Genomic DNA, 2,354 nt, shown 5'->3' on the forward strand with positions numbered 1-2,354 from the left:
CGGTTGCTGGCGCGCGCGCCCACCGCGCCTTCGCGCATCGTGCCCGCGGCGGCACGGTAGCCCGCCTCGACGGCGCGGCGCGCGGCGCGGTTGATCAGCGCGCGGGCGCCGCCGGGCAGCTTGCGCGCCAGCAGGTATTCCATCGGCGCGCCCACGTAGTTCGACAGCTGGATGGCGAGGCCCGGCGACTCCAGCAGGGCCTTGGCGCGCGCCAGGTCGGCCCGGTCGGCCTCGCTCAGGGCGCGCACCAGCGAGTTCATCGCCTCAATACTCGCGGTTGCGCAGCGTCGGGCGCGGCGGCGTACTTGGCGTCGGCCCAGATGACCGCTTCACGGGGCGAATCGGCGGTGCGCACGGACGGCGCCGCGGCCAGGGCGGACGCGAACGGCAGGCCGGCGGCGAACAGGGGGGACAAGCGCATGCGGGAGCTCCGCGTCGTATCGTTTCGAGCCGCCATGATGCCACGGCCATCGCGGGCGGCACCCCCGGCAGGCGCCGCGCCCAGCCGCCGTTCAGCGGCCCCCGGGTCGTGCACGCCACCGCCGTGACCATCGGACCCCGCACCATCGGCACGTGCGCCCTGAACGCGCCGCCGCCACTGTGGGTGAACTTCCGACCACACGGGCCACACGCGCATGACGTCTGACAAATCCATCGGTCGCTGGTTCGGCGGCCTGCTGCTGGTGGCGATGGTGCTGGGCATCTGGAACAACTTCGGGCTCAGCAACCCGGTGTTCAGCGGCAGGGGCTACCTGCACAACGGCGCCGGCATGGCCCACCTGTTTGGCGCCAGCGTACTGATGGCGCTGTTCACCGCCGCGCTGGGGCTGGCGGCCACGGTGATCGCCTGGCCGCTGTTCCGCCGCACCAGCCCCGGGCTGGCGCTGGCCGGGCTGGTGCTCACCGGCATTGGCTTCGCGACCACGGTGGGCGAGCAGGCCAGCTTCATGTCCATGCTGTCGCTGAGCCAGCAGTACGCGCAGCACCCGGGCGCCGACCCGCTGCAGTTCGAGCTGATGCGCGGCGTGGTGTCGGCGGCGCGCAACTGGATCCACTACCTGGACAAGATCGTCGGCGGCGCGGGGCTGCTGGTGACCTACGTGCTGCTGTTCCGCGGCCGGCTGGTGCCGCGGATCATCTCGGTGCTGGGCGTGGCCGCCGTGCTGTCGCAGATGGGCGGCATCTCGCTGGAGCTGTTCCAGCGCGACCTGCCGATGCTGATGCTGGCGCCGCTGGCCCTGATGCAGCTGGTGCTGTGCCTGTGGCTGCTGGCGCGCGGCTTCGCCACGCCGGCTGTGAAGCCGGCCACGGGGTCGCCGCTGCGCTAATCTCGGCGCAGGCCCTCGCCCCCTGGCACCGACATGAGCATCCACGATCCGTCCACGCCCGCGATTCGCCGCGTCGGCATCCTGGTGTTCGACGACGTCGAGGTGCTGGACTTCGCGGGGCCGTTCGAAGTCTTCGCAGTCACGGCCCAACTGGCCGGCCAGCAGCACTTCAGGACCGTGCTGGTGGCGAAGCAGGACCGCGTTTTCACCGCCGTGAACGGCCTGAAAGTGCTGCCAAATGAAACCTTCGCCGACGGCCACGGCTACGACCTGCTGGTGGTGCCGGGCGGCTTCGGCACGCGCGCCCTGGTGCACGACGCCGACGTGATGGCCTGGGTGAAAGCGCAGGCCGCCACTGCGGAGATCGTGATGTCGGTGTGCAGCGGCGCGCTGGTGCTGGCCACCGTCGGCCTGCTCGACGGCCGGCGCGCCACCACCCACCACGAGGTGATGCACGAACTGGCCGCCGCATCGCCCGGCATCGTGTGCGTGGACGACGAGCGCTACGTGGACGAAGGCGCGGTGATCACCTGCGGCGGCATTTCCGCCGGCATCGACGGCAGCCTGCACGTGGTGCGGCGCCTGCTGGGCGACGCGGCCGCCGGGAAAACGGCGGCTTACATGGAATACCGCGGGGGCTGAGCCGCCTCAGGGAGCGGGCGGCGCCGAAGCCGGCACCGTCACGTCCCGCACGGCGATGTGCTGCAGCCCGTCGCGCAGCGTGGCGGTCAGCAGCAGCTGGCGATCACCGCGATACATCGCTTCCAGCGTTGATCCGTCCAGGGCAAGCACGTGTTCGGCGTAGCCCAGGGCCACCAGCTCCCGCCGCATTCCATCCAGGTCGAACCCGGGCGCGAGCGCGACGTACGCGTACTCGGCCACCGCGCCCTCCTGCCGGAACTGCGTCTGGCGCAGGGCCAGGCCCTGTGGCCAAGGCTGCGGGTCGCTGCCGGCCAGGGCGATCAGGGCGCCGGTGGCGGCGTCCATCCGCACGGTCAACCCAGGAGCAGCCGCGGCCGCCGCCCC

General features: G+C 72.1%; 4 protein-coding genes and 1 pseudogene. 2 read left to right on the forward strand and 3 right to left on the reverse strand.

Annotated elements, in window-relative coordinates; translation table 11 throughout:
• Both K0M70_RS05895 and K0M70_RS05900 read right to left on the reverse strand, forming a co-directional pair.
• Positions 1-260: pseudogene (locus tag K0M70_RS05895) on the reverse strand (EcsC family protein); the annotation flags it as partial.
• Positions 257-421, reverse strand: a complete 165-nt coding sequence (locus tag K0M70_RS05900) for a hypothetical protein (RefSeq protein WP_290780546.1) — start codon at positions 419-421, stop codon at positions 257-259. The gene K0M70_RS05900 and the pseudogene K0M70_RS05895, both read right to left, overlap by 4 nt.
• Positions 422-635: 214 nt before the next feature.
• Between K0M70_RS05900 and K0M70_RS05905 the strand changes: the two genes are divergently transcribed.
• A complete protein-coding gene (locus K0M70_RS05905; RefSeq protein WP_290780549.1) occupies positions 636-1,328 on the forward strand; it encodes a DUF4386 domain-containing protein in 693 nt (230 codons plus the stop codon).
• 33 nt (positions 1,329-1,361) lie between these two features.
• On the forward strand, positions 1,362-1,970 hold the full coding sequence (locus tag K0M70_RS05910) for a DJ-1/PfpI family protein (RefSeq protein ID WP_290780551.1): 609 nt from the start codon (positions 1,362-1,364) through the stop codon (positions 1,968-1,970).
• Positions 1,971-1,976: 6 nt separating this feature from the next.
• On the opposite strand, the gene K0M70_RS05915 is transcribed toward K0M70_RS05910, so the two are convergent.
• The coding region (locus tag K0M70_RS05915; RefSeq protein ID WP_290780554.1) for a hypothetical protein at positions 1,977-2,354 on the reverse strand (378 nt) is incomplete at its 5' end.

The sequence above is a fragment of the Arenimonas sp. genome (assembly GCF_019459675.1).
Classification (GTDB): Bacteria; Pseudomonadota; Gammaproteobacteria; order Xanthomonadales; family Xanthomonadaceae; genus Arenimonas.

Excerpts from the sequence above, each read along its gene's own strand:
- K0M70_RS05900 (WP_290780546.1), bottom strand. The coding sequence starts at position 421 with ATGCGCTTGTCCCCCCTGTTCGCCGCCGGCCTGCCGTTCGCGTCCGCC.
- K0M70_RS05905 (WP_290780549.1), top strand. The coding sequence starts at position 636 with ATGACGTCTGACAAATCCATCGGTCGCTGGTTCGGCGGCCTGCTGCTG.
- K0M70_RS05910 (WP_290780551.1), top strand. The coding sequence starts at position 1,362 with ATGAGCATCCACGATCCGTCCACGCCCGCGATTCGCCGCGTCGGCATC.